Here is a 22,945-nt window from a genome sequence, read left to right on the forward strand (position 1 = left end):
CTGACACCTACCGTCAAAGCGTCTCCCCTTCTCCCTGTCTTCTTGGTAATTCCTAGGAAAACCTTCATGAGAGTTTGTTACTTAATTCAAACGCATAAAAATCCCGCTCAAATTTATCGGTTAATCAACTTAATTCAAAAATCCAGCCCAGGATGCCAAATTTTGATTAGCCACGATCCAACTTTTTGTCAGTTGGATTTATCAATGCTCCATCGCAGTACTAACATTCATTTATTTTTCACCAAAGGTGGACGAGCCGACTTTAGTATGGTTCAGAGCTACCTCGATGCATTGAATTGGCTGTTTACAAATCAAATTGATTTTGATTGGTTGATCAATATTACCGGTCAGGATTACCCAATTCAACCAATCGGAGAAATTGAAGCTTTTCTGGAGACAACTCATTATGAGGGTTTCTTAGAATACTTTGATGTTTTGTCATCCCAAAGCCAATGGAGCATCCATGAAGGATATAGTCGTTACTTTTATCAGTACAAACAACTCTCAGCAACGGTGAGCGATCGCTTACAAAAAATGCTCAAACCGTTAAAGATTCTCAACTATATTCAACCCTGGATTCGGTTTAATTGTTCCTACGACCTCCGGATTGGTGTTAAAGCAACTACTCCCTTTAATCAATCCTTTAAATGCTACGGTGGTTCCTTTTTCTGTACCCTTTCTCGAAGCTGCGTAGAATATCTCTACACTTACACCAAAAACAATCCCAGTTTTGTGCAATACTGTCGCAGTACCAGCATATCTGTTGAGTGTTTCATTCAAACCATTTTAGTAAATAGCCGATTGTTCAACCTTTGTAATGATTGTAAACGCTACTTTGATTTCACAAAATCTCAGGATGGTAGCCCTAGCATTCTCACCAAAGATGATTATGAAAATATAGCAAACAGTCAAGCCCACTTTGCCAGAAAATTGGATATGGGGTTAGACCAGCAGATTTTTGATTTAATCGATAAAAAGAATTTTACAACTAAAGAATTAATCGCTAATAATTATGAAGGATAAAGGATGAAGGATGAAAAAGAAAATTTACATGCCAATAAAAGGTTATTGATACTTATTTCTTACCTTCTGCCTTCTGCCGTCTGCCTTATAACCACTATATTCTCAGGTGTGCTAACTCATTATGAATCGTACTTCTATCATTAAAAGTGGTTTTTGGACAACATACGGAGCAATTGTCAACCGCTTATTTGCATTATTCAGTAATTTATTATTAGCGCGACTTTTATTGCCATCAGACTTTGGAGTTATCAGTGTCGCCTATATTTTCTGGTCTTTTATTAATCTTTTTGTTCAAGGTACAACTGGAGATTTTTTAGTTTATAAAGGAATTGAAGACCGACGTTATATCGATACTACTTACTCCTTGAGTATTTGTATTGGTATGGTTGGCGCAGCAGTGATGATAGCCTTATCTCCTTTGGCTGCCAATTTTTTCGGTATCCCAAACCTCATCGGACTATTAGCTTTCTTCGCTTTTAATTTTTTTCTTTCCTCTGTCCAAGCTGTCTATGCTGGAATCATGAGGAGAAGAATGCAGTATCAAGAATTGGCAAATGCTACCTTAATTTCCTCGATGATTCGCATCTTTACTACAGCAGGATGTGCTTTATCAGGATTAAGTTATTGGTCTTTCGCCATAGGTGATACTATTTTTTGGTTGACTATATTTTGGATTACTTTTTATTATACTAAATTCAAGTTTTACTTAAAAATAGATCCACAAATCAGGTCAGAAGCTCTATCCTACTGCATAGGTTCTGTTGGCTCTAGTTTGGGATTTTATATTAATTCCAATTCTGATAATTTTGTAATTGGCAGATTACTAGGAACTACTAATTTAGGCTATTACAACTTTGCTTATCAAGTAACTACAGCTTTTAGCTTAATCATGTCTCAAGTAATGAACCAACTTGGGATATCAGTTTTTGCACAAATGAAAGACGACCAAGAGCAAGAAAAGGCTTTGGTTAGGGTTGTCGAACAGATGTCATATTTTGCGGCTCTGTTATTTTCTGTAATTTATCTGATAGTTGATGAAACATTTATTACCTATATATTTGGAGAGAAATTTATTCCATCAGCTACGGTAATTCCTTGGCTACTCATCTTTGCCTACTTCAGGTTAGTAAATACTTCCCTATCTAGTATGCTAGCTGCCAAGGGTAGACCTGATATTAATGCCAAAGTTAATTTACAGATAGCGCCTCTAGCTGTTTTAGGTTTTTTAATTGGTGCTTGGAAAGGTGGCATTTTGGGAGTAGCGATCGCCGTAGTTGTAATTTTAGGTTTTAGTTGGACAGTTTTTTGGTGGTGGTCAGCTTGTAAAACCTTTGGTTGGTCTCTTTTAAAATATTTACTACCTTGTTTTAAAGCTTTATTTATGGCATTATTTGCCATTAGCATTAGCCGAATTTTACCTATACCTAAATTTATTTCACCGATTATTGATATCACGCTCTATTTATTTCTGATTCGGGTTTTGCTACCTGAGCAATTTTCTACATATTTATCCCTAATTAAAAAGTTAGGGCATAAAGTTAAAATGTTTAGTACTCGCTAAATTTAAGAACTATTTGAGATGCGATCGCCAATCATTTTAAATAGAGAAGCCCTTGTAAGATAGGACAAATGACCAATCACAACTGACAACTGACAAATGACAAATGAGGTAAAAATGAACCATCCGATTCAACCGCTAGTTAGTGCTGTGATTCCCACAAGAAATCGCGCATCTGTTGTCACTCGTGCTGTCAGAAGTGTTTTAGAACAAACATTTTGGCGGCTTGAGGTTGTCGTGGTGGTGGATGGCCCCGATCCCGCAACCGCAAAAGCACTCCAGCAGATTGACGATCCTCGCTTGCGTGTGCTTATACTCCCCAATTCTATCGGTGGCGCAGCAGCGCGGAATGCGGGAGTTGCAATGGCTGAGGGAGAGTGGATTGCGTTTCTAGACGATGATGATCAGTGGTTACCCCGGAAAATAGAGCTTCAGGTCGAAGCTGCAAATCGCTCTACTGCTCGCTTTCCCATTATTGCTTGTTCAGTGATAGCTCATACACCTCACGGAGAATTTGTCCATCCGCGACGGTTTCCTCAACCAGCAGAACCTTTAAGTGAATATATCCTCGTCCGCAATTCTCCCGGATTTGGTGAGGGATTGATTCAAACCTCAGGAATTTTTACATCAAGAGAATTATTAAAACAAGTGCCATTTAGAGCCGATTTACGTAAACACCAAGATTGGGATTGGCTACTGCGAGTTGGTAATCTAGAAGGAGTAGAAGTTCAATTTGTCACTGAACCGATGGCAATTTGGTATCACTCCAAAACGCAAAAAAGTGTTAGTAATACCCATGACTGGCAGTATTCCCTAAACTGGATTAAAGAAAATCGTAGCTTGGTAACTCGCCGAGCCTACGCTTCTTTCATCATGGTGGAGGTGGGCGCGCAAGCCTCAGCACAAGGGAAATGGCAGGAATTTCTGCCGCTGCTTTGGGAAGCAATCCGATTTGGTAGCCCAAAACCGATTGACTTTTTATTATGTTTTGGCTTTTGGTTGATTCCTAGAGATACCCGACGGTGGCTAAAAGGATTGTTGGGCGAGAAACAAAATCTCGAGCAACCGCTAAGTAGTGTTGAGAGCTAACAGGGGAATGTTGACAGTAATTAGTAAGGGGTTGAATTTTACCACAGATGATGAGCTAGGACAAATGTTATTTGCCGAGCGCATCTTGTATTGGACAATTGTACTGACTCCACTGTGGTGGTTGTTGGGTGTACAAACTCTGTTGTATCCCGCGATCGCAGTTTGGCTGCTAGTACGTTCCTTCCGCTTAGATAAATTGCTGAATACCCATATCCCAGCTTGTATTTGGGCATGGTTAGCAATGGCGATCGCGATGATCTGGACAGCTACTCTCGGGCTTGTAGATGTTAACTTTGATCCCTTTCGCCTAATTTCCACACTAGTCACCTTTTTCAAAGGTTACTTTCTCATAGTTAGTTGTCTGGTTCTCCCCTTTTGGAATCCCATTCGCTCCAAAGTTTTAACGCGGGCGATCGCTTGGATGGCTGTTGGTTACGGTATTACTGTTATACTACAATTTGTTCTTCTGTTTGTTGGGGTTTGGGATCAGCCCTTCTATCCGCCCCTAGCAAAACTGATTCCTGGTGACAAATTAAGCTTGCTGGTAAAACCAGCAATGTTTCAAACCTTTTTTGGCATTCCACTCCCCAGAACATCGCTGTACATGGCCGATCCTCCCATTCCCGGCGTGTGTGGGTTGCTTTGCTTTTTTATTTGTAGTGGTGAATCAAATCGTCGTCTCCGCTATTTAGCGATCGCGGGTAGTCTTTTGGCCTTATTAGTAAGTCAAAGCCGCGTAGCTTGGCTGTGTTTTCCCATAGTTGTTTGGATATCCCTCAGCTTTCGCGATCGTACAGCACGCCACAGTTATCTTTGGGTAACTTCTGCCGTGTTTATGAGTTGTGCATTCATCGGTGTCACCTTAGTAGACGTAATACATCAGTCCTTAGATGTGTTCACAGGTGCTCGTGCTTCATCCTCAGCCGATCGTAGCCTTGTCGTTGGTGAAACCATCAAAGCATGGCAACAGCGCCCCTGGCTGGGATGGGGAATTCCCCAAGGAGAAGTTACTTGGTACATCTACAAAGTTGTACTTGGCTCCTTTTCAACCTATGCAGGTGTTTTATATTTACATGGAATTTTCGGCTTTACTTGCTTGATTACTGCACTAGGCACAACTCTCTGGAACTTTTGGAACATCGCTATGCAAGGAAATAAATTAGCTCAGGGAGCTTTTGCCAGCTTTCTAGCATTGTGTCTATTAATTGAAGGTCTACCATTAAGTTGGATGTGTATTTATTTCTGGTTTTATTTCCTTTGGTTAGGGGTGATTTTGTTTGAACATCAATTAAAACGTCCACCAATTTCTAGATGGCAACAACTGATATAATAGTCATATTATATCGCCTTTACGCTGAAAATTCAAAGTCTCTCTCCTTGTATTAGAGATATTGAGAGAGGTTTTCCAGATAACTTGAAAAGTCTGATAAGCAATAGGCAAAAATTAACATGAATGGTAGTAGATAAAGTTTAAATTTACAGATTTTTTGCAAATAACCGGATATATATATATATGAATAAAAATAAACATCCACTATTACTCAAACTAGCAAAATATTACTTTGCAATTAAGCAGTTTTATTACCAATGGCGGTATCCCAATTTAACCTTAGAACCAGGAGTTTTAATTAAAGGAAAATTGATTATTTCCGGCGATGTCAAAGTGAAAATTGGCGCGGGAACTCGGATCGGGATGAACGTAAAAATTTACGGTTCTGGTGACGTAACAATTGGCAGAAATACCCTACTTAATGGTTGTTGGATTGGCTCTGTACGCTCAATTCAAATTGGTGATGAATGTCTCATTTCCGATTGTTTTTTGCAAGATTCCGACTATCACAACCTGGAACCACATCTGCGTTTTGCTCCTCCCGGCCCAAAAGTATCAGCGCCCATAGTCATTGAGCGTAACGTTTGGATTGGAGCCAGAGCAACTATCATGAAAGGTGTCCACATTGGTCAAGATAGCGTTATTGGATTAGGAAGCATTATTCGCCAACCAGTTCCTGCTGGAGTTGTCGTAATTGGAAATCCCCAACAAATTGTCAAAAACCTCTATAAAGATGCAGATAAAAAAGTCAATTTATCGCCTGTGTAGTTAAAGTATTTAACTAACCTCATAACCCCCTCTATAGTAATCCTTGTACGTCCTACAAATATCTTTCCTCCTTGCCTTCCCGAAGTTCTGAGCGTCGGAAGTCGGCGTTCAGACTTTTTTCTTTGTCCCCTTTCTCATTTTTGATTCAGATATCAAATAGGATTTCTATATTTCTTATATCTCCACGTCCCTTGCGTCTGTGCGGTTTGTTTCTCTAAATAATTTAAGGTAGGTCTTTAATGAAAGTCGGTTATCTTTCGGATAATTATCTCTACAAACGCAACATTATTAATATTGTCGAAAATGTCGAATATCAAAAAGTTAATAATTTATTTGCTCTAACTTATCCCGCAATTAAATCCATCAATAAACTGGCGAGAAAAAATCTTTTACCCTTCAACGATTTAATTTATCAATTCACAGATTTAAATTTAAATAAAGTCGATATTCTCCACTTCTTTAATACCATCAGCTACGGTAAAACCCCTTGGATAACGACATTTGAAACAATTTTACCTCGATTAGATCGCACCCTCTCCTGTCATCAAGGTTCTAGACCAGATTTTTCTCAACTTTCCAATTATAAAAATGTCAAAAATGCTTTAGAGGCAATGGCTAGCCACTCATGTAAACATCTAATTGCCATGTCTCATTGTAATGCCAATATGCAGAGAATTCTGTTAAAGGATTTTCCCGAATATCAAAAAGCTATTGAACCTAAAATAACAGTTTTGCATCCCCCACAGCCATTACTTGTTTCATCCTATGCTGAGAAAAATATTACTTTAGATGGCAAAATTAAATTTATTCTCGTTGGCGCTTCTTTTTTCCGAAAAGGAGGTATGGAAGTAGTCGAAACATTCAGCAGATTGAAGAGAGAATATAACTATGATTTAGAATTAACACTCATCTCTTCACTCCGCTTAGATGATTATGCCACTAAAGAAACCGAAGATGATATTCAAAAAGCGAAAATATTAATTCAACAAAATCTCGATTGGATTAATTATTATGAGCAGCTTCCCAATAAAGAAGTTCTAGAATTAACAAAGCAGTGTCATGTTGGACTACTACCAACCTATGCAGATACCTACGGTTTTTCTGTTCTAGAATTTCAAGCTGCTGGCTGTCCTGTGATTACAACCAATATTAGAGCATTACCAGAAGTTAACGACAATGATAGAGGATGGATCATTGAAGTTCCCACAAATTATTTAGGTGAAGCTATCTACACAACCCCACAACAGCGACTGGAAATTAGTTCCGCCATCAAATTAGGACTTGAGCGTGTAATACATGAAATCTTCGCCAATCGAGATACTTTAATTGACAAATCGAATCGCTCAATTCAAGGAATTAAGGACAATCATTCGCTCAGCAAGTATGCAAATAAAATGAAAGAAATATATTTGCAAGCAGTATAGTAGCAACTTAAAAACATAATTCAATAGATGCATTTGTAGGGGCTGGATTTTCCTGTCCCTACAAATTTTTGCATGAGTAGAGAATAAGTCAGGACTTACGTAACTGGCACAGCGCGATCGCCCTTTGATAGTACAAGAGTATTATCGAAAGTTAATTTTGGTGATTGGCTCTTAAAACTATTGATCAGTATAAATATTTTTTGCAAAGAAATATTTTAGACATCATCCGACTTTTCCAACTTTAAGATCCGACTTTTCCGACTGGCGCACAGGGATGAAATGAGAGTAACTTTGAATACTAACACCCAATAACACACTTACCTGCAAGGGGGAATTCAAAATATTGACTTTTATTGCTCTATTTACCCAAACAACGCTGTAAATCCTCATAAATACAATGTTTCAGCCTATCCTGTGTTTGATACGTGAGTGGGTTTTTATATTCTAGATGGCTAAAATCCAATTTCAATCAAATTTATTAGATTCTTGAGTTCTCATAACCAGCGTGTCATTCGGGACATAGGTCTTAATTTGTAGCAGCATTTTCATCAATGTAATTGCTCTTTGATTTGAGCGGTATCATTTTGCCTCCCTACTCATTTTCACTGTAGGGACTAACTTGTTGTGACTATTACCGTAATTTACTTAACCAAATTGTACTTCAACTATGGCAAACTACACTTTCAGTAACACAAGCGTCATCACCATAAACGACGCTACAGCAAACGGACCTACAGCAGCTTCACTTTACCCAGCTGCTATTAGTGTCTCAGGTACTACAGGTGTGATAACTGGGATACAGGTGAAAATTAACGGTTTAAATCATCAGTACGCAGACGATATTGATATCTTACTGGTTGGTCCAAATGGTCAAAAAGTTTTGTTGATGTCTGATGCAGGTGGAGATTTTTCACTGACCAATATCAATTTAACATTTAGCGATTCAGCTACCAGTTTATTAGCAGATAATACACAAATAACATCGTCTGGTACATATAAACCAACTGATTATCAGTCTGGTGATTCTTTTCCCTCCTCAGCACCATCAGGCCCCTATGGGACTTCCCTTTCTGCCTTCAACAATGCAACTGCCAACGGTACTTGGCAACTTTTTGTTGTTGATGACCTAGGCGGTGGTACAGGCACCATTAGCAGTGGGTGGAGTCTAGATATTACAACTGCCCAGCCTCAGCCTGTTCAGTTTAATGTCTCCTCATTATTCAATGCTGATGGAATTGTCAACCGTAGTAACGGTGTCACAGACTCCTCCCAGAATGCTTTAGATGGCTCAACTACACTGATCACCCAATCCTATGCGACTTCAGCAGGGGGTAGTAATGGCAATGGTCTACCGGATAATGGCTTTTTCGCCGCTAATGCCTACCATCCAGATATACAACTTAATTATACCAACAGTAATGACGGTAATAATGTCAGGCTTCTCAACTCCAGCAATCCGAGTTTCACAATATCAGTACCGCAGACTAAATACTCCGAAGTCCACCTATTTGCTTTTAGCACAAATGAATATAACAATGCAAATTCTATCAATGTCAAACTTAATTATACCGATGGCTCATTTACCCAAGTTAACACCAACGTTCCTGACTGGTTTTATAATATTAATGAAACACCAGACTTATACTATCTGATTGATGGATTAGACCGTGCTAATTTTTACAGCGGCAGCCCATCATTTGAAAACACTGATAGTGCTGCGGTATTTGGTTTGCGCTTCACTTCCGATTCGACAAAAACCTTACAAAGCATTCAGGTTACCCAAACTTCAACTTCACAGGCTAATTTAGTTTTCTTAGGCTCAACAGGCGTGCCTGTTTCTTCGTATACACCCCCCAGTAATACACCCCCCAGCCTAGCCAACCCTATTCCAGATACAGCTGCCACAGAAGATACTCCCTTCAGTTTCACAGTTACAAGCAATGCCTTCACCGATGCTGACGGCAACACCCTCACCTACAGTGCCACACAGAGCAATGGTTCTGCCTTACCTAGTTGGCTAACTTTTAATTCTACTACTCGCACCTTCAGTGGCACTCCTACCAATAGCGATGTTGCCACAATCAGCGTCCGAGTCACAGCCAGTGATGGGCAAGCAACCGCAACAGATGACTTTAACATCACCGTCAATAATGTCAACGATGCTCCCACAGCCACCAACTTAAGTACAGCCGAAACCTACACCGAAGATACACTCCTAAATTTTACGGATATTGTTGTCACAGATGTAGACAGTGCCAACATCATAGCTACCCTGACATTATCGAACCCAGCCGCAGGTAGTTTTAATATTGCCACTTCTGGTACAGTCACATCCACCTATAACGCTGCTACAGGAGTATGGACAGCTAGTGGTGCAACAGCAAATGTCAACGCCCTCCTAGCCGGATTAACCTTCACCCCCGCCGCCAACTTCAACAGCAACTTCACCATTGCTACTAGTATTTCTGATGGTGTAGCCCCAGCTATTACAGGGACTAAAACCATTACAGGTGTACCCGTTAATGATCCAGTCACAGGCAGTCCTACTGCCACCCTAGCAGCTGGAACAGAAGACACAGCATATACAATTACTGCGGCTTCTCTGTTACAAGGCTTTGCTGATGCAGATGGCAATACTCTCAGTGTCACAGGATTAACAGCCACCAATGGGGCTGTAGTCAATAATAACAACGGCACATATACCTTTACACCGAATGCCAATTACAACGGTACTGTCACCTTCACCTATTCAGTCACAGATGGTAATGGTAGTACCTTAAGCGGACAAACTCGCAGTTTTGCCTTAAGCGCAGTCAATGATGCCCCAGTCCTGACAGTACCTGCATCCCAAACTGTCAATGAAGACACCAACTTCACCCTCACAGGTATCAGCATTGCCGATGTCGATGCTCTTAGCAGTCCCTTACAAGTCACCCTGAGTGCCAACAACGGTAAACTTACCTTTGGCAACACTACCGGACTCACATTTACCAGTGGTGGCAATAACAGCAACACCATGACCTTTACCGGGTCACTCACTGATATCACTAATGCCCTGAATAACCTGGTTTATCGCAGTAACCTCAACTATAGTGGCGCAGACACTATTACCCTTGCTGTCAACGACCAAGGCAATACAGGTACAGGTGAACCTTTAAGCGATACTAAAACTATTGCAGTTCAGGTAAATGTCGTTAACCAAACCTTAAGCGCTACCACAGCAACAGATACCATTAATATTGGTAGCGGCAACGACACTATCAACGCTACTTTTGAACAATTACAGCAAAACGACCAAATCAATGTAGGTTTGGGCATTGATACCCTGATTCTTCAAGGTGGAATTTCATCAAACACCATCACCATCAATCTGAATAATGCTACTAATCAAGTTCAGAACATCACTGGAACCACACTGTTAAACTTTGAAAAATTTGACTTTAGTAGTTTTGCCGGCATTACCCAATTTACTGGCGGTACAGGTAATGACTATATCAAGGCAGGTCTAGGTAATGACAGTTTAGTTGGTGGTAGTGGTGATGATTACCTGAATGGTGGTGCAGGTAACGACACCCTTAATGGTGGTACGGGGAATGACACCATGTTAGGTGGCGTTGGTAACGATAGTTACACCGTTGATAACATCGGTGATGTGGTCACAGAAAATGGCAACGAAGGTACAGATATAGTATCTGCCAGTATAAACTATACCCTGACAGACAACCTAGAAAACCTCACCCTGACTGGTACTGCGATCGCTGGTACTGGTAACAGTCTCGATAACATCATCACAGGTAATAGCGCTAACAATATCCTTAATGGTGGGGCTGGCAATGACACCCTTAATGGGAGTACGGGGAATGACACCATGTTAGGTGGTGCAGGCAATGATTCGTACTCTGTTGATAACATCGGTGATGTAGTCACAGAAAATGCCAATGAAGGTATAGATATAGTATCTGCCACTATCAACTATACCCTGACAGACAACCTAGAAAACCTCACCCTTACTGGTACTGCTATCACTGGTACTGGTAACGCTCTCGATAACACAATCACGGGTAATGCAGGTAACAATATCCTCAATGCTGGGGATGGTAATGATACCCTAAATGGTGGTGTAGGCACTGATATAATGTCTGGTGGTGCAGGTAATGACTTGTACTATGTTGATAATACAGGTGATGTGGTCACAGAAAATGCCAATGAAGGTACAGATACAGTATCTGCCAGCATCACCTACACCCTGACAGGCAACGTCGAAAACCTTACCCTGACTGGTACTACTGTGATCGATGGTACTGGTAACAGTCTTGATAACATCATCACAGGCAATGGCGGTAAAAATATCCTCAATGCTGGAGATGGCAATGACACCCTGAATGGTGGTGCGGGTGCAGACACGATGTTAGGTGGTACTGGTAATGATAGTTACATAGTCGATATTATTGGTGATGTGGTCACAGAAAATGCTAATGAAGGTACAGATACAGTATCCGCCAGCATCACCTACACCCTGACAGACAACGTCGAAAATCTGATTCTCACAGGTACGACTGTAATCAACGGCACTGGTAATAGTCTTGATAACAGTCTCACAGGCAATACTGCTAACAACACCCTAGACGGTGGTGTGGGGGCAGATACCATGTCTGGTGGTGCTGGTAACGATACTTACATTGTCGATAACATCGGCGATGTCATCAGCGAAAATGCCAATGAAGGTACAGATACAGTCTCTGCGGCTATTGACTACACCCTCAGCGCTAATGTTGAGAATCTAACTTTGACAGGTAGTGCGATCGCAGGCACTGGTAATACTCTCAATAACACCATCACTGGTAATGCTGGCGACAATATTATCGATGGTGGCGCTGGCAATGATAGTATGTCCGGTGGCGCTGGTAATGATACTTACATTGTTGATAGCACGGGTGATGTAATCACCGAAGCTGCTAGTGCTGGTACAGATACCGTAGCTGCCAGCATCAACTATACCTTAGCCGCCAACTTAGAAAATCTCATCCTCACTGGCACTGCTGTTAGTGGTACTGGTAATACTGTCAATAACAGCATTACAGGTAATAGTGCAGACAATATTATCAATGGTGGTACGGGTGCAGACACGATGTTAGGTGGTGCAGGCAATGACTTGTACTATGTTGAGATTGCAGGTGATGTCATCAGTGAAAATGCTAATGAAGGTACAGATACAGTATCCGCCAGCATCACCTATACCCTGACAGACAACGTCGAAAATCTGATTCTCACGGGTACAACTGCGATCAACGGTACTGGTAATAGTCTGGCTAACAGTCTCACAGGCAATACTGCTAACAACACCCTAGACGGTGGTGTGGGGGCAGATACCATGTCTGGTGGTGCTGGTAACGATACTTACATTGTCGATAACATCGGCGATGTCATCAGCGAAAATGCCAATGAAGGTACAGATACAGTCTCTGCGGCTATTAGCTACACCCTCAGCGCTAATGTGAGAATCTAACTTTGACAGGTAGTGCGATCGCAGGCACTGGTAATACGGGTGATGTAATCACCGAAGCTGCTAGTGCTGGTACAGATACCGTAGCTGCCAGCATCAACTATACCTTAGCCGCCAACTTAGAAAATCTCATCCTCACTGGCACTGCTGTTAGTGGTACTGGTAATACTGTCAATAACAGCATTACAGGTAATAGTGCAGACAATATTATCAATGGTGGTACGGGTGCAGACACGATGTTAGGTGGTGCAGGCAATGACTTGTACTATGTTGATAATACAGGTGATGTGGTCACAGAAAATGCTAATGAAGGTACAGATACAGTATCCGCCAGCATCTCCTACACCCTGACAGACAACGTCGAAAATCTGATTCTCACAGGTACGACTGCGATCAACGGTACTGGTAATAGTCTGGCTAACAGTCTCACAGGCAATACTGCTAACAACACCCTAGACGGTGGTGTGGGGGCAGATACCATGTCTGGTGGTGCTGGTAATGATACTTACATTGTCGATCATATCGGCGATGTCATCAGCGAAAATGCCAATGAAGGTACAGATACAGTATCTGCCAACATCAGCTATACCCTAACAGATAACGTCGAAAATCTCATTCTCACTGGCACCGCTGCGATCAACGGTACTGGTAATACTCTCAATAACACCATTACTGGTAATGCTGGCGACAATATTATCGATGGTGCTGCTGGCAATGACACAATGGTTGGTGGTGCTGGTAATGATACTTACATCGTTGATAGCGCCCTTGATGTAGTCACCGAAGCTGCCAGTGCAGGTACAGATACAGTCGCTGCCAGCATCAACTATACCTTAGCAACCAACTTAGAAAATCTCATCCTCTCAGGTTCTGGTAGTCTAAACGGTACTGGTAATACGCTCAATAACAGCATCATTGGTAATAGCGGCAATAACGCTATCGATGGTGGTACGGGTGCAGACACGATGTCTGGTGGTACTGGCAACGACAGTTACACTGTTGATAATGCAGGTGATGTTGTCAACGAAAATGTCTTTTCGGGAACAGATACAGTTTCTGCTAGCATCAACTATACTCTGACGGCTAATGTTGAAAATCTCACCCTGACTGGTACTGCCATCACTGCTACTGGCAACGATTTGAATAACACTATCACAGGAAACAGCAGCAATAACATCCTTAATGGTGGGGTTGGTAATGACATCCTCAACGGTGTTGTCGGTGCTGATACTATGTCTGGTGGTGCTGGTAATGACCTTTACTATGTTGATAATGCAGGCGATGTTGTCAGCGAAAATGCCAATGAAGGTATAGATACAGTTACTTCAACCATCAGCTACACCTTGACAGCCAATGTTGAAAACCTCACCCTGACTGGTACGACGGCGATCAACGGTACAGGTAACGTCAGCGATAACAGTATCACAGGGAACAGTGCCAATAACATCCTCAATGGTGGAGATGGCAATGACACCCTCAATGGTGGCGCTGGCAATGATAACCTCAATGGTGGTGCTGGGAATGATAACCTCAATGGTGGCGCTGGTGATGATAGTTACACAGTTGATGATGCAGGTGATGTCATCAAGGAAAATATCAATGAAGGAACAGACACAGTTTCTTCCAGCATCAGCTATATCTTGACAGCTAACGTAGAAAATCTCATCCTCACTGGCGCGGCTATCAGTGGTACTGGCAACAGTGTTGATAACTCGATCACAGGTACTAGCGCTAATAATACCCTCAATGGTGAGGATGGTAATGACACCCTCAATGGTGGTCTAGGTGCAGATACCATGTCTGGAGGCACTGGTGATGATATTTACTATGTTGATCACACAGGTGATGTGATCAATGAAAATGCCGATGCTGGCTCAGATACGGTGTTTACTACCATCAACTACACCTTGACAGACAACATAGAAAATCTCATCCTCACTGGTACGGCTCTCAGTGGTACAGGTAACAGTGTTGATAATTTCATCACAGGTACTAGCGCTAATAATACCCTCAATGGTGGTACTGGTAATGATGTCATGCTTGGTGGCGCTGGTAACGACAGTTACTATGTTGATAATGTAGGTGATGTTGTCAGTGAAAATTTTGCTGAAGGAACTGACATTATCTATTCTTCTTCTAATAACTACACTTTGTCAGCTAACGTTGAAAACCTCACCCTCATTGCTACTGGTCTCAATGGTACTGGTAACAATTTGAATAACTTGATCACAGGCAATAGCGCCAATAATAACCTCACTGGTGGTGGTGGCAATGACATCCTTGATGGTGGTTTGGGTGCAGACAGTCTGTCTGGTAATGCTGGGAATGACATTTACTATGTCGATCAGCCCGGCGATGTCGTCAGTGAAAATGTTAATGAGGGAATAGACAGTGTTTACTCTACCATTAACTACACTTTGACAAATAACGTTGAAAATCTTACTCTTTCTGGTTCTGCTATTAGCGGTACTGGTAACAGTGTCAATAACTTCATTACAGGTAATGTTGGTGACAACATCCTCAATGGTGAAGCTGGGAATGACATTCTCAATGGCGGGGATGGCGATGATACCCTCAATGGTGGGGATGGCGTAGACACTTTGTTTGGCGGGTTTGGTGATGACTTTTATTACGTTGATAACGTTGGTGATGTTGTCAATGAAAATGTTAGTGAAGGTACAGATACCATTGAAGCAAGTGTAGACTACACCTTGACAGAAAATGTTGAAAATCTCACTCTGAGTGGTACTACTGCTATTAACGCTACAGGTAATAATGCTGATAACATTATCATCGGTAATAGTGGTGACAATAGCTTATTTGGTCAAGATGGCAATGACATACTCGTTGGTGGGGATGGCAATGACATACTCGTTGGTGGTCTGGGTGCAGATTTGTTTGTTTTCAACTCTTTATCTGAATCTGAAGGCATTGACACCATTCAAGACTTTAATGTGACAGACGGTGATAGCATCGCTATCTTACTTGGCACTGCAACCCTCAATGATTTCAGTTATAACGACACCACAGGTGGGTTATTTTACCAAGGAACTCAATTTGCGACGATTGACAACAAACCTGTTGACTTCTCCGTCGATTCTCATATCTTGTTGATCTAAAAGTTAGACATCATTAACTGCTGTTAAATAACTAACATCAATAGGGGGGTACATTACCCCTCTTTTTTATTGTCAACAAAAGTAAAGCCAGAAGCATTATCCGTGCCCATATACTTTTGATGGCAAATGAGGGAGAAACTGACAAAGCGATCGCAATTCCCTCAAAACATCATCAGCATATTTTACTTTGATCAATAAATATTTATTGTAATAATTAATACGCAATAAGGTAATAAATAAGTATTTTTACACTTGTTAATTAAGTGAATGTGACTTCTTTTTATATGACATACAAGTGAATTATAAAAAATTTAAATTGAAAACAGACTAATAATTCAAAACCACATCTGAAAGTTTTATGTGTCTATGTACCAACAACAAGATATGATAATCCCTGCTGGGGATCGCTCAGCTTTTTGTCAACCAACTCAGAGGATTTTTCTATATCCCAAGAATAAGATTTTAATTTCTTAGCCAAAATGTTGTTTAGCAAAACCAGGGTTGCACTAGATGAATTGTGCAGTTGCTTGGACATTAAACCGACATGATAGTGTTTGAATTTCTTTGGATTACGTCTTGGATTGGTTCTTTTTTCTCATTTAGCGAAAACTTACTACCAAGTAAGACATCAAATGTATTACCAGTAAAAGTTTCAGCCCACATCGGCAAATTTATCAGTAAGCATCGCCCATTGTTTGTGCAACCTCAGCAGCCGATAAATGTTTGGAGTACAACGCTGCTACCAAGAAGATTTTTAAGCATAGATTGGGACAATAATGAACCCAAAACCAGATTGACTAAACCGCTAAATTCTCCAGAAACAGCAGTTAAAAATAGCAAAAAACAGCTTTGCACTTTTGAGGAAGAGATGGTATCTAAACAGCCTGGTATCAAAACCTCTAGTGTTTTGACATCTGGAACCATCATTAACTCTAGTCCAGAACAGCAAGATTTTTTACCGAATAAATTTCTGCGATCGCTCCAAGATTTCTTCCGTTTTGCTTATCCTGGAGAGCAGAATTTGATGTCTGCATTCTTACCAGTATTGGTTGTGCATCGACAGCCAGATAACTATGAAGTTTGGGTAAATAACCATCTCATTGCAACTTTACCCACAGAAATTGCCGCCAAGTCAATACAAAAACGATTGACAAAACTAGTTAAGTCAACAAACTTCGATGCTAATCAATTAAAACCTGCTTTAGTAGATGGATTACCTGCATTAATGGCAGGTAATCGCTTTTTATGGGGAATTGAAACCCAAATCTCTCGACGATTCCACCGCAGCCCTGACTTGTTAGCAATTGAATGGATTAATAATCTACGTTCCGCTTTCAAAGCATCAACGCTGACACTCGTGGAAGCACAGAAGGAAATGTATGGTGTCACTCCTTCTGCGACAAAAATATCTGGCTTAGCTTCTTGGTATGGAGGCTATTTTCATGGTCGTCTCACAGCCAATGGCGAGATATACAACCAAAATGAATTGACAGTAGCCCATAAGTCTCTGCCTTTTAATACTTATTTGCAGGTAACAAATTTAAAAACTAGCAAATCAGTAATTGTGCGCGTCAACGATCGCGGCCCATATATCCCACCCAGAAGCTTAGATCTATCACAAGCGGCGGCTCGTTGTCTCGGTAGCGAAATCGCTGGGGTAGTACCCTACGAAGCGGTAATTTTACACAGCAGTGAACCGAAAATTACTTTGAAAGCTTCCACTTTGACAAGCATCAAACCTAAACCTGTCAGACAACTTGCATTAATCCCCGAATTTTGATTTAAACCACATCTATTTTGAAAACCATAGTTTGAAAAGTAGTGGGAGCATCTTGCTCCCTACTCTTCGTAGCGGGCTTTGTGTCCCGCACTACTCCAGGTTTCAAAATGGACGAAGTTTAGTAGTTCATTACACAATCAAGGGTGAATCAATTCGTAGTCAGGACTACAATCCTGGCTACAAAATAATTGATTGCATAAATAACTACTAGCAATTACCATACTTCTGATATAAGAACTTACAGCAGATTTCAATCTGATTCTGATTAAGTCCATAAGTTAGGTCTAAAAGCTCACTATCATACCAATTTTTTCAAATTCGGTCACAGATTCCCACCTTAATACCTAGATTCTCTCAAAATTTCGGAATTGCGAACGAATTGGTATCACACCTGTTTTACTTTTGAATTCTGCTGTAATGTTGTTAATTTCATCACCACAGGTAAAACATTATGTCAGTAGCACAGCATCTCCAAGAATTTGGTCATCATTTAATTCTCGGTATTTCCGGAACACAATTAAGTGACGAGGACAAACGAGCACTTAGTGAATTGCAACCTGTTGGGGTCATATTTTTTGCGAAAAATTTTTTGGATGACGCTTCCTATGAAATTTGGTTGCAAACCTTTAGGGAATTGATCGACGAAATACGACAATACGCTGAACGTGATTCTATGTTTTTTAGCCTAGACCATGAAGGTGGTCGGGTTGTGCGTACACCTGTACCAATTACGCGATTTCCTTATGCTTTGTCGCTGCAATCGCGATCGCGTCAAGTGGCAAAAGCCACAGCCGTAGAACTAAAATCTTTAGGCATCAATCTATCTTGGTCACCTGTAGCAGATATTTATTCCCATCCGGAAAATCCCGTTATTGGTTCTCGCGCTTTTGGTACAACTCCCGAAACTGCTGCTAAAGGTGCTAGGGAATATTACCTCGGATTGCAAGAGTCAGGAATTCTCGGATGTGCTAAGCATTTCCCTGGTCATGGGGACACTAGCCAAGATTCTCATCTAGAGCTACCGATACTACATCTTACCAAAGAAGACTTGCGAAATCGAGAATTGATTCCTTTCAAAGCTTTAATTGAGGAACAGATTCCTTTGATTATGACAGCCCATATCCTGTTTCCCAACATCGATCCTGATGTCCCAGCAACTCTTTCCCGAAATATTCTCACCACCATACTCAGAGAAGAACTGGGCTTTGGTGGCGTGGTTGTCTCTGATGACCTAGATATGAAAGCTATCTCAGAGAGATTTACCACAAAAGGTACTGTAGCACAAGCAATTCATGCTGGTTGCGATCTATTTATTATTTCTCGTAACATAAATTCATCATCCCTGGAACGAACCTATCTCATCGCCCAAGATTTTGCTGATTCTCTGGGTAACGGTAGCCTTGATAAATCTGTAGTAGCCGCTGCTAAACAGAGAATTGATAACCTGCTGGCTGTTACTCCCCAGTATCTTGTGCATACTCTCGATCAAGATACTCTCAAAGAACATGCCGAATTAGCGATCGCTTCTTCCTACCAAGAAATTGGCTGATCGATCATAGCGGTTTTTCCCAAAAATTTTTTGTTGATTTTGCAAAGGATTTGACTAATTGATGAATTTAATGTTATCAATAACATCAAATACCAAAGCCATTACGTAGTAATACTGGGTGCCTTAGATATGGCTACAAATAATCACACGGAAACACTAAAATAGCCGTGTAGCCATCTTTTGGAGTAATGGCATAGAATATTTTCGATTTTTCGGCTAGTTTATTTAGTTGAGTGCGATTTCATGAAAAAATATTTTGCACTGATGAGTCCCATCAGTACCTTCACGCGCAAATTGCGACAGCGATTTGGTGCTGCTGGACTGATGTTTGTGTTCTCTATTTTAGGCTTTTTGCTGGCGCTGCTTTTGACGCAATTCCTACTCAGATTCTCTGGTTGCGTTATGGGAATTTGTCATACTTCAGCCGGCGCACAATCGACAGTAGCATCGCAGGTTCTGTATATTTCACCGCAAGGTTCTGGTAGTCGTAATGGTAGTAGCGCCCAAAATGCAGGAATCCTCAAAGATTTACCTGCATTTATCAACAAAGTCGGGCCAGGAGGTGAAATTAGGCTACTCAATGGAGTCTACAACCAGGACAAGACCTTTAAAATTGCTAGTGGAGGCGCACCAGGGAAACCTGTGCTGATCCACGGTACAGATGCATCTGGACAAGAAACATCTATGCCAGTAATTATGGGCGTTCGTTCCAATCCTTATCAACCACCTCCAATAGGAAGAACCGGAAAAAGCCTCTTTAAACTCCTTCCGGGCGCTAGTTACCTCACTTTCCGTAACATTCATTGTATGAACCAAGGCAATGGTTGCTTTGTGTTTGCTGGTAGTAAAGGTGATGTGACCATAGAAAAAACAAAAGCGACAAATGTTCAACGATACGTTGAACATCAGCCGGAATCAACAAGTCAAGCGAATGCTTGGGAGCTAGCCAACGTCGTTATTAGAAACGCACAGATTCAAGGCTACTCAAAAGGAGCCATACGTTTTGGTAAACCTGATGAGAAAGCTAATAACACACCTGATGCACATGATATTCTCATCGAGGAAGTCTTTGGTGACTCCCAGCGACAAGATGGGGACAACTTCTGTATGGGTGTTCATCTACAAGGAGATGTGCATCACGTCAAGCTGGTGAAAACGACCATGAATAACTGTCAGCAGAGTCTCAAACCCAACGATTATTGGAATGGAGATGGTTTTGCTACAGAGGAAAATGTCTCAGATATTTACTTTGAAGATACTAGTGCATCTGGAAATACTGATGCAGGTTATGACCTTAAAGCCAAAAACTCTGTCTTAGTTCGGACAAAAGCAGCAGACAACAAGCGCAACTACAGATTTTGGTCAACAGCAAATGCTCAAGACTGTGTTGGTGAAGAACCTCGTTGTCGCGGTGGTAAAAGTTGTCAAGCTCAGGTTTATGTAACAGAACAAGCTGATGCTACACTCACCCGTTGCACATTTAAATCAACCAATCCCACAACTGACGTATTCCAATCTCAAGAAAATGGCAAGATCACAGTTCAGGGAGGAACTATTGAATACCGAGGTATCCTGCAAAGAGTTGAAGGACCTCCTAGCTTAATAAAAATGAATAGTGTTAATGTCAAGCTGATGTAAGCATGATATTCAACACCATTCATTAATTACACAGGTGCATCTACCTTTCAGTGCATCTACCATTGAAATTTACAGTTTGTCATTCATCCCAATTTCACCGCAGAATTGCAAAAATGAGTAACGAATTAATTTCCGCAAGACTCTGGTTTAAACACCGTTACCAGTTCAGACACATTGATTGTTAATTGCGCTTTTTCTTTCCTAGACTATATCTTCCCAGCACAGCCAACAATTAAATTGAACTTAAAGTCATTAAAGGACTAGCTAAATATTCTCTGCGCTCTGATTCAATATCTGCAACAATCTTTTGGCAAGTAGCCAAATTAAAGCGACTAAAATCTGCATTGCGTGGCTTAATACCAAAAATAGTTTTACCAATTTTATGGGTTGGTTTGAAAAGTCCCCATTCAATTATTTGATTCAGCAGACGATAGGTCAAAATTAATTTTGCACCACCAAGGGGATGACGTGGACTGATGGGTTGATAATTTGCTTCATTAGCATAGTCATCGATAATAATTAATCCCCCTTCATACAGCAAAGGCCAAAACAAATAAAAATCTCGATCAATACGTCCATCTGCATCATGAATAAATGCTGCTATTTTAGGAGTTTTCACCAAAGAAATTGCTTCTTCCCCATTCTTAAAAGTCAGTTCTTTCGGAAACAGACGTATTTGTTCGCTCACACCAAATTTGCTAAAATGATTTTTGATTAATTCCAAATTTTCAGCATATCCGCCAACATCTGTACGCGTACCACCTTCGCACTTTTCCACCACAATTAATTTGGATTGTTTTTGCTGATCCTTGAGTGCCCAAGCCAAGGAAACACTTCCCGTACCTGTCGCACCACCAACTTCGATAATATCAAGGTCAGGTAACTGGGAACAAAGATCGTACATTTTTCTATAGACAATTGGCAATAACATGCCATTTGTTTCTTCTCTTAATTTGTAAAATCTGGAATTTGTAATTTGTTCATAGGCAAGAAAAGAATTTTTTAAAGATTGTTTGATGCTTTTTTGGATTCGTTGCATATTTTTCAGCTTCGCGGTTGTTCATACCTTGTCAAACTCTATCATCGTATTTTGATTTATAAAATTTTAATTAAATAAAGTTTTAGTCTAAATAAGAATATTTTATAAATAATATTTAAGCGTGTCTAAGCATACGGTTTTTAGAAATAATGTATGCTACGGAAAGAGCGATCGCTTATTCAGACAATTCAGAATAATCAATCCTGGAAACTGTGGCAATCGCTCAGAAAACGTGTTTTTCATATCATAATATAAACTTGAGTTTGATGAGCCTTTCCCTAAACCCTCCGGCTCGTAGAGGGGCTTCAATATTCTGATTTGGGCACAAAAAATTACATTTTATCAGCCTCTCCCCGAAACGGGGAGAGGTTTGGAGAAGGGTTATACCAATTTGAAAAAAGAATGCGACAGATGGTAGGGGCATGGCACTGCCGTGCCCTCTAGAATATATTGATGTGTCGCAAACATTATTTGAATTGGTATTATTGAGAACTTGTCGAACTCACCGAATTTTAGGTTTTGGTTTTTACAGCAGTTTTCATGTATTTAGACCACAATGAAAAGACCTAACCCCCAGCCCCTTCCCTACAAGGGAAGGGGAGAAAATCAAAGCCTCTCAAATAATAAAAGCTGCTCCTTTACCCTCTCCTAAGAGGAGAGGGCTAGGGAGAGGTAGGAGAGAGGTTTACCAGAAAGATCTATTTGTGGTTAATTTACCTGAAAATTGCTGTAAATCATGGAATTGAAAATTCAAAATTGCTCTCGAGGTTGGAGAGCCAGGAAATTCATTCGGTTAATAAATCTAAAATATCCAAATTTTATATTTTAAATTTCCGATGTAGAATTGAGTAAATATTAATCTAAAATTCCACATCCAAAATTGATGCATATGGTCAATCCAAAACATCCTAAATCAAAGATTGATTCACTGTATTTTAAATTTAAATACGTGATAATTTATTGAATAAGGCAGCTATGCTAAAGGCAGAGGGATCTAATCAGAATTCCCGAATGCCTTGTGCCTCATGCCCTCTGCTTTTATTGATAAAGTTTAGGAAAATATAATTATTTTTTAATATCCTGAATATTAAGTTATGCTGTAACGCTAATTATCCCAGCTATAAC

13 protein-coding genes are annotated in these 22,945 nt (G+C 40.6%); 11 read left to right on the forward strand and 2 right to left on the reverse strand.

Annotated elements, in window-relative coordinates:
• Window positions 1-66: 66 nt before the first annotated feature.
• From AACU32_RS29085 to AACU32_RS29120, 8 genes are all read left to right on the forward strand, one after another.
• A complete protein-coding gene (locus tag AACU32_RS29085; protein ID WP_096604831.1) occupies window positions 67-1,023 on the forward strand; it encodes a beta-1,6-N-acetylglucosaminyltransferase in 957 nt (318 codons plus the stop codon).
• A gap of 121 nt (window positions 1,024-1,144) precedes the next feature.
• Window positions 1,145-2,584, forward strand: coding sequence for an oligosaccharide flippase family protein (locus tag AACU32_RS29090; RefSeq protein ID WP_096604833.1), 1,440 nt, complete (start codon window positions 1,145-1,147; stop codon window positions 2,582-2,584).
• Window positions 2,585-2,680: 96 nt separating this feature from the next.
• On the forward strand, window positions 2,681-3,670 hold the full coding sequence (locus tag AACU32_RS29095) for a glycosyltransferase family 2 protein (protein WP_339378356.1): 990 nt from the start codon (window positions 2,681-2,683) through the stop codon (window positions 3,668-3,670).
• 7 nt (window positions 3,671-3,677) lie between these two features.
• Window positions 3,678-5,000 carry an O-antigen ligase family protein gene (locus tag AACU32_RS29100; protein WP_096604835.1) on the forward strand — a complete coding sequence of 441 codons (1,323 nt, stop codon included), beginning with the start codon at window positions 3,678-3,680 and terminating at the stop codon, window positions 4,998-5,000.
• A gap of 183 nt (window positions 5,001-5,183) precedes the next feature.
• Window positions 5,184-5,768, forward strand: a complete 585-nt coding sequence (locus AACU32_RS29105; protein ID WP_096604837.1) for an acyltransferase — start codon at window positions 5,184-5,186, stop codon at window positions 5,766-5,768.
• Window positions 5,769-6,007: 239 nt separating this feature from the next.
• On the forward strand, window positions 6,008-7,192 hold the full coding sequence (locus AACU32_RS29110; RefSeq protein ID WP_096604839.1) for a glycosyltransferase family 4 protein: 1,185 nt from the start codon (window positions 6,008-6,010) through the stop codon (window positions 7,190-7,192).
• A gap of 667 nt (window positions 7,193-7,859) precedes the next feature.
• Window positions 7,860-12,698 (forward strand): beta strand repeat-containing protein, encoded by a 4,839-nt coding sequence (locus tag AACU32_RS29115; RefSeq protein ID WP_096604841.1) that lies wholly within the window; start codon window positions 7,860-7,862, stop codon window positions 12,696-12,698.
• Between the two features lie 2 nt (window positions 12,699-12,700).
• On the forward strand, window positions 12,701-15,814 hold the full coding sequence (locus AACU32_RS29120; RefSeq protein WP_339378357.1) for a beta strand repeat-containing protein: 3,114 nt from the start codon (window positions 12,701-12,703) through the stop codon (window positions 15,812-15,814).
• A gap of 364 nt (window positions 15,815-16,178) precedes the next feature.
• On the opposite strand, the gene AACU32_RS29125 is transcribed toward AACU32_RS29120, so the two are convergent.
• A complete protein-coding gene (locus AACU32_RS29125) occupies window positions 16,179-16,349 on the reverse strand; it encodes a hypothetical protein (RefSeq protein ID WP_339378358.1) in 171 nt (56 codons plus the stop codon).
• A 9-nt stretch (window positions 16,350-16,358) separates the two neighbouring features.
• Between AACU32_RS29125 and AACU32_RS29130 the strand changes: the two genes are divergently transcribed.
• From AACU32_RS29130 to AACU32_RS29140, 3 genes are all read left to right on the forward strand, one after another.
• Complete coding sequence (locus AACU32_RS29130; protein ID WP_096604843.1) at window positions 16,359-17,594, forward strand: septal ring lytic transglycosylase RlpA family protein; 1,236 nt, start codon at window positions 16,359-16,361, stop codon at window positions 17,592-17,594.
• Between the two features lie 451 nt (window positions 17,595-18,045).
• Window positions 18,046-19,143, forward strand: a complete 1,098-nt coding sequence (nagZ, locus tag AACU32_RS29135; protein WP_096604845.1) for a beta-N-acetylhexosaminidase — start codon at window positions 18,046-18,048, stop codon at window positions 19,141-19,143.
• A 243-nt stretch (window positions 19,144-19,386) separates the two neighbouring features.
• On the forward strand, window positions 19,387-20,781 hold the full coding sequence (locus AACU32_RS29140; RefSeq protein ID WP_096604847.1) for a hypothetical protein: 1,395 nt from the start codon (window positions 19,387-19,389) through the stop codon (window positions 20,779-20,781).
• Between the two features lie 232 nt (window positions 20,782-21,013).
• On the opposite strand, the gene AACU32_RS29145 is transcribed toward AACU32_RS29140, so the two are convergent.
• Window positions 21,014-21,820, reverse strand: coding sequence for a class I SAM-dependent methyltransferase (locus AACU32_RS29145; RefSeq protein WP_096604849.1), 807 nt, complete (start codon window positions 21,818-21,820; stop codon window positions 21,014-21,016).
• Window positions 21,821-22,945: the final 1,125 nt, after the last annotated feature.

Source organism: Calothrix sp. NIES-2100 (genome assembly GCF_963875285.1).
Taxonomy (GTDB): Bacteria; Cyanobacteriota; Cyanobacteriia; order Cyanobacteriales; family Nostocaceae; genus Aulosira.

Bases quoted from the DNA above. Each gene is read 5' to 3' on its own strand.
- AACU32_RS29085 (WP_096604831.1), top strand. From the start codon at position 67: ATGAGAGTTTGTTACTTAATTCAAACGCATAAAAATCCCGCTCAAATT.
- AACU32_RS29090 (WP_096604833.1), top strand. From the start codon at position 1,145: ATGAATCGTACTTCTATCATTAAAAGTGGTTTTTGGACAACATACGGA.
- AACU32_RS29095 (WP_339378356.1), top strand. From the start codon at position 2,681: ATGACAAATGAGGTAAAAATGAACCATCCGATTCAACCGCTAGTTAGT.
- AACU32_RS29100 (WP_096604835.1), top strand. From the start codon at position 3,678: ATGTTGACAGTAATTAGTAAGGGGTTGAATTTTACCACAGATGATGAG.
- AACU32_RS29105 (WP_096604837.1), top strand. From the start codon at position 5,184: ATGAATAAAAATAAACATCCACTATTACTCAAACTAGCAAAATATTAC.
- AACU32_RS29110 (WP_096604839.1), top strand. From the start codon at position 6,008: ATGAAAGTCGGTTATCTTTCGGATAATTATCTCTACAAACGCAACATT.
- AACU32_RS29115 (WP_096604841.1), top strand. From the start codon at position 7,860: ATGGCAAACTACACTTTCAGTAACACAAGCGTCATCACCATAAACGAC.
- AACU32_RS29125 (WP_339378358.1), bottom strand. From the start codon at position 16,349: ATGTCCAAGCAACTGCACAATTCATCTAGTGCAACCCTGGTTTTGCTA.
- AACU32_RS29130 (WP_096604843.1), top strand. From the start codon at position 16,359: ATGATAGTGTTTGAATTTCTTTGGATTACGTCTTGGATTGGTTCTTTT.
- nagZ (WP_096604845.1), top strand. From the start codon at position 18,046: ATGTCAGTAGCACAGCATCTCCAAGAATTTGGTCATCATTTAATTCTC.
- AACU32_RS29140 (WP_096604847.1), top strand. From the start codon at position 19,387: ATGAAAAAATATTTTGCACTGATGAGTCCCATCAGTACCTTCACGCGC.
- AACU32_RS29145 (WP_096604849.1), bottom strand. From the start codon at position 21,820: ATGCAACGAATCCAAAAAAGCATCAAACAATCTTTAAAAAATTCTTTT.